This window comes from uncultured Campylobacter sp. (genome assembly GCF_938031315.1).
GTDB lineage: Bacteria > Campylobacterota > Campylobacteria > Campylobacterales > Campylobacteraceae > Campylobacter_B.
Map to the genome: position 1 here is coordinate 1 of NZ_CALHHT010000009.1, position 4,856 is coordinate 4,856.

7 protein-coding genes are annotated in these 4,856 nt (G+C 45.7%); 2 read left to right on the plus strand and 5 right to left on the minus strand.

Features of this window, described 5'->3' with window-relative positions; genetic code table 11:
- Positions 1-385: 385 nt before the first annotated feature.
- From hisG to Q0236_RS00245, 5 genes are read right to left on the minus strand one after another with little or no spacing between them, the layout of a single operon-like run.
- Entirely contained in the window at positions 386-997 is a 612-nt protein-coding gene (gene hisG, locus Q0236_RS00225; RefSeq protein WP_297913622.1) for an ATP phosphoribosyltransferase, read from the minus strand.
- Positions 994-1,614, minus strand: coding sequence for a type III pantothenate kinase (locus Q0236_RS00230; RefSeq protein ID WP_297913625.1), 621 nt, complete (start codon positions 1,612-1,614; stop codon positions 994-996). The genes hisG and Q0236_RS00230 overlap by 4 nt, the downstream gene beginning before the upstream one ends.
- Positions 1,601-1,936 (minus strand): hypothetical protein, encoded by a 336-nt coding sequence (locus Q0236_RS00235; RefSeq protein WP_297913628.1) that lies wholly within the window; start codon positions 1,934-1,936, stop codon positions 1,601-1,603. Before Q0236_RS00235 ends, Q0236_RS00230 begins: the two co-directional genes overlap by 14 nt.
- On the minus strand, positions 1,923-2,936 hold the full coding sequence (locus tag Q0236_RS00240; protein WP_297913631.1) for an L-seryl-tRNA selenium transferase: 1,014 nt from the start codon (positions 2,934-2,936) through the stop codon (positions 1,923-1,925). Before Q0236_RS00240 ends, Q0236_RS00235 begins: the two co-directional genes overlap by 14 nt.
- Positions 2,936-3,487, minus strand: coding sequence for a hypothetical protein (locus Q0236_RS00245; RefSeq protein ID WP_297883045.1), 552 nt, complete (start codon positions 3,485-3,487; stop codon positions 2,936-2,938). The genes Q0236_RS00240 and Q0236_RS00245 overlap by 1 nt, the downstream gene beginning before the upstream one ends.
- Before the next feature lie 116 nt (positions 3,488-3,603).
- On the opposite strand from Q0236_RS00245, the gene gatC reads away from it, so the two are divergent.
- Positions 3,604-3,891, plus strand: coding sequence for an Asp-tRNA(Asn)/Glu-tRNA(Gln) amidotransferase subunit GatC (gatC, locus tag Q0236_RS00250; protein WP_297913634.1), 288 nt, complete (start codon positions 3,604-3,606; stop codon positions 3,889-3,891).
- Positions 3,892-3,901: 10 nt separating this feature from the next.
- A partial coding sequence (locus Q0236_RS00255; protein ID WP_297913636.1) for a type IV pilus twitching motility protein PilT occupies positions 3,902-4,856 on the plus strand: 955 nt, incomplete at its 3' end.

Sequence of the window (4,856 nt, forward strand, 5' to 3'; positions counted from 1 at the left end):
AATTTGAGCTCAAATTTAGAGTTCGCGAGAATTTTAAATTTTACGACGTGAAATTGTGAAGCGGGATTTTAGAATTTTGAAATTCTGCGCCGTGGAGTTTTGTATTTTGAAATTTCGCGAGCTGTAAATTTAGGCTAAATTTTAAAATTTGTAGCGACAGAATTTTAAAATTTTACGCTGTATGGCGCTGTATGGCTAGGTAAAGTGCCTCCACTTCTTGATAAATCAAATTCGCAGGTTGGTTTAAATTTAATCGGTGCGGTTGGCGCCGTAATTTTTATACGTAGCAGAGGTTTTTTAAACGACAGCACGCCAAGGCGATGATGATTACTCACGCAAAATATGCCGCGCCGGTCGCAAATACCGTGCGGCGGGCAAGCGAGCGTTAGGCGATCGCGCGGGCTAGTTTATCTCGCAGGTTTAAAATTTCATCGCGTTTTAGCACGAAGCTGTTTTTGTTGGCGATGAGGTGCGCGGAGCTTTGCATTATGGTTTCTGCGGGCTGCAACCCGTTTTGTTTCATCGTAGCGCCGGTCTCCACGACATCGACGATAGCGTCGGCAAGCCCTATGAGCGGGGCGAGCTCGATCGAGCCGTAGAGTTTGATGATATTTACGGCGACGGCCTTGGAGGCGAAGTATTCGCGAGTGATGTTGGGCATTTTCGTAGCGATTTTTAGGCTCGGAGCGCCGTAGTTTAGATGAGTGCCCGCATGTACGCCCACGCAGACGCGGCATTTTCCGATTTTAAGATCGAGCAGCGTAAGTACGTCCGGGCGGTGCTCCTCAAGCACGTCAAGCCCCACTACGCCGATATCCGCCGCACCGCCCATAACGTAAGTAGGGATATCTTGGTTGCGGACGTAGAGGAATTTAAAATCGCCCTCTTGCATTATGAGTTTGCGATCCTCAAAGGCGAAATCAAGCCCGAAGATGGTTTTAAAAATTTTAAGCGTGTCGTCGGCTATGCGGCCTTTCGGTAGCGCTATGGTTATCATGCGAGCCCCTTTTTTGCGATCAAGCTTACCATCGATTTGAAGATCAGATCCTTTTCGTAGATTGAGTTGCGAAAATACCGCATCAGATAGGCTCCGTCGCCGCCCGTGAAGTAAATTTTATTATTGCCCGCGATGTTTTCGATCGTAAGCACGATCGGCTTTAAAATCCCGTAGTTTACGGCACTTACGGTCTTTTGCGGCAGCGGATCCAGATCGATATTGGTTGAAAGCGTCACGTCCAGCACCGGCGCGATGCTCGCGAACGACTTTAAAAGCGTGCTAATGCCGGGCATTATAAATCCGCCTAAATGCGAGCCTCTAAACATCAAATCCACGGTGATCGCGCTGCCCGCATCGACGACGATGCCCGTCGCTACCGCGGAGCACGCCGCTATGCGGTCGATCCCGAGCCCGCGGTAGGCGGTTTTTAGCTCAAAGTGCGGCGCCAGATCGACAAACAGAGGGTTTTTCAGCTTTTTTTTCACGCTATCGTTTACGCTAATGAAAAAAATTCGCTCTTTCGGCTCGTACCGCATAAATTCCGCTATGGGCATGCTTTGCGTTACGCCGCCTTTATAAAATTTAACCCTGGAATTTCCTATGTCACACAAAAGCATAGAGGCTAAATCCGTTTTCTTTTAAAAATTTCGCGCTTTTGGAGCACATTTGCGAGTTGTAAAACAGCACGCGCTTTTTCACGACCTTGCCTAGGCTTGCACTAATGTCGCTTGTGAGCGAGAGTAGAAATTCCGCGTCGCGCATCACAAAGCGAGATTTTGCGTCGCGCATAAATAAAAGAACGTTGTAACTTTTCAGATCCACGCCGAAATACGCGCCGTATGAGCGCGAGCGCGTGAAACTCGCGATATCTAGCGTTTGAAATTTTTGAAGCAGGAGCCCTTCGCGAACGCAGAGTTTTGAAATTTTATCTAGCATCAAAATTTAAAATTTTATCGTCGTAGTAAAAGGACGTGCCCGCGATAAAGGACTTATCCTCGAGTTCGCCATTTAGCTCGTAGATCGCCTGGCCTTCTAAATTTTCATCGGTGCGGATGACGTAGCCGTTGCGCTCGATGATATACAGATAGCCGCCGCTAAGCAGCGCGCCACTAAATTGTGCGAATGTGAATTTGCGCGATTTGATCAAATTTAGCCCGCGATCTAGTAGCTCGACTCTGCCGTCTTTTAATAAAAGATAAATTCTATCGCCGCTAAAAATCACGTCTTTGATGTCTACGTTATGGTTTTTATTGCCCGCAGGACTTACCAGCATTAGCCTAGTGGCGGTCACAGCATAAAGGTTATCGCCCTTGTTTTCTAAGGCGATAATGTTGTTAAAAAACGGCTGGTTGCTCACGACGAAATCGCGTGCCGAGCGCCCGCCTACGTTTTCTGCGATGCTGACTAGTCCGTCTAACGCAGGATAAGCGATAAGTTGGTTGATAAATAGCGGTGACGCTACGCGCGAATCGATTGCGAATGCATCGCCTACTTTATGATCGAGTACCACTGCGCCCGAGCTTAGCTTGATAAGCATGATCGAATCATCGCTCATCACTAAAGCCAAATCATCGCCGCGTATATTTGCACTGAGCGCTTGTCTGCCGAGGGCTTTTTCAAATTTTACGGCGCCTGTGCCACTAACTACTTTAAGCGTGCCATTGATGTCAGTTACGACGAAATTTCCGTCATATTCACCTAAAAATTTTTCACTTTTTAGGACTTTGAAATTTTTCACCAATCCGTTTTTAGAGATGACTTCGCCGTCTTTTAGCGTCGCGCCATCTTTACTAACCGCTACGATTTCCGACGACAGTGAGCCGTTAAATTTCATATCACCTGTGATGTTTTCGTCGCTAGGTTCGAAATACTGGCGCTTCGTCGAGCAGCCTAAAAATAAAAACGATAGTAAAAGCGTAAATATCAGCGTTTTTTTCATTATTTATTGCCTCCGTAGTGTTTCAAAGCAAGTGCGATTTGACGAACTGGCGAGTTGAGCGGAATTTTATCTAGCTCTGCGTGAGCTTGCTCGATTTTGCCCTCTTTTAGTAGGTCGTAGCCTTTGAGTAAAGAATCGTAATCGGCGAGTAGCACCCCGCCTTGTTTGCCGTTTTGTAGATTTATTATCTCTTTTAGCATAACATCGATGCCTTGGGTATTTTCTAGCGCCGCTCGCTCGTCTGCAGAGCCGTTTTGCAAAATATAAAGAGCGTATAGATTTATATCTTTTTGCTTAAGCTCGGCTAGCTTAGCGTCGTCGCGCTTGTTAAGCAGCTCGTCATAGATCGCATTAGCACTTGCTATGCGGCGATCGCTTAGAAATTCATTTGCGTAATATCCGATAAACGCTACGATCAAAACCGCAGCCAAAAATATCAGCGGCTTTTTGTATTTTTTTACGAAAATTTCACTTTTTATGACGCTTTCTAGAAACTGCTCTTCTGTGCCGATCTCTTTTTTCACGCCTTCGATGTCGTCTTTTAAAGCCAAAATTTAGTCCTTTATTTGAGAAAATCGGCGTAATTGTAGCATAAAAAATTTTAAATACCGCCTAAGATAAAGAATTTTTATGATATAATGTCGCATTTATCAGAAAAAGGAAAGTTATGATAATAGACGACGCCTTGCTAAGCAAGCTGGAAAGGTTATCTGCTCTTAAAATTCCAGATGCTAAGCGAGAAGAATTTAAAGGTCAATTAAATAATATCGTAGATTTTGTAGAAATTCTAAATGAGCTGGATTTGCAAAGCGGCGAGGCGGCTATCACTACGCTGAAAGGCGGTACTCCGTTTCGCAAAGATATCCCACGCAAAAGCGACGTCGCAGAAAGCGTCTTAAAGCATGCTCCGCAGTCCGAAGGCGGCTACTTCGCAGTACCGAAAATCATCGATTGAAAGGAATTTTATGGAAGAAGTTCAAAGAAATTTAGTAGATATCGAAACCCTACTAAAAACCGTCGTTTTTAACAAAGCGAGCGACCTTCACTTAGTTTCGCGCTCGGCGCCTCAAATACGTATCGACGGAACATTGCGCCCACTTGCCATGGATCCGCTTAAGGGCACGGATATCGAGTATATCTGCTACGCGCTCATTACCGATGCCCAAAAAAGTGCGCTCGAGGAAAATAAAGAGCTTGACTTTGCGATCGAGCTTCCTAATATCGGACGCTTCCGTGGTAACTACTACTACACTATGAACGGCGATTTAGCTGCTGCATTTCGTATTATTCCTATCGATATTCCTAGCCTGGACGATTTAAAAGCCCCTACGATTTTTAAAGAGGTAGTCAAGCACGAAAAAGGCATGATTTTGGTTACCGGACCTACGGGTAGCGGTAAATCAACTACTCTTGCCGCGATGCTAAACGAGATCAACGAAAAAGAGCGCAAGCACATCATTACCGTTGAAGATCCGGTCGAGTTCGTCCATACCAATAAAAAAGCGCTTTTCTCTCACAGAAATATTGGCACCGATACCCATTCCTACGCTAATGCGTTAAAATTTGCCTTGCGTGAGGACCCGGACATTATCCTCGTGGGCGAGATGCGTGATAGAGAGACTATCTCGATCGCCATTACCGCTGCAGAGACCGGTCACTTGGTATTTGGTACGCTACACACCAACTCCGCGATGCAGACGATCAACCGTATTATTGATAGCTTTGATGGCGGCGAGCAGCTCCAAGTGCGAAATATGCTCTCCGTATCACTTACCGCGGTCATTTCGCAATCACTTTTGCCAAAGCTTGGCGGCGGACGTATCGCGATCCATGAAATTTTGCTAAATAACAACGCCGTAGCGAATCTAATCCGCGAAAATAAGGTGCATCAAATTTACTCTCAAATGCAACTAAATCAGC

What these genes read in the sequence shown, in the direction of transcription:
- Q0236_RS00230 (WP_297913625.1), bottom strand. Translation starts at nt 1,614, where the DNA reads ATGCTTTTGTGTGACATAGGAAATTCCAGGGTTAAATTTTATAAAGGC.
- Q0236_RS00240 (WP_297913631.1), bottom strand. Translation starts at nt 2,936, where the DNA reads ATGAAAAAAACGCTGATATTTACGCTTTTACTATCGTTTTTATTTTTA.
- hisG (WP_297913622.1), bottom strand. Translation starts at nt 997, where the DNA reads ATGATAACCATAGCGCTACCGAAAGGCCGCATAGCCGACGACACGCTT.
- gatC (WP_297913634.1), top strand. Translation starts at nt 3,604, where the DNA reads ATGATAATAGACGACGCCTTGCTAAGCAAGCTGGAAAGGTTATCTGCT.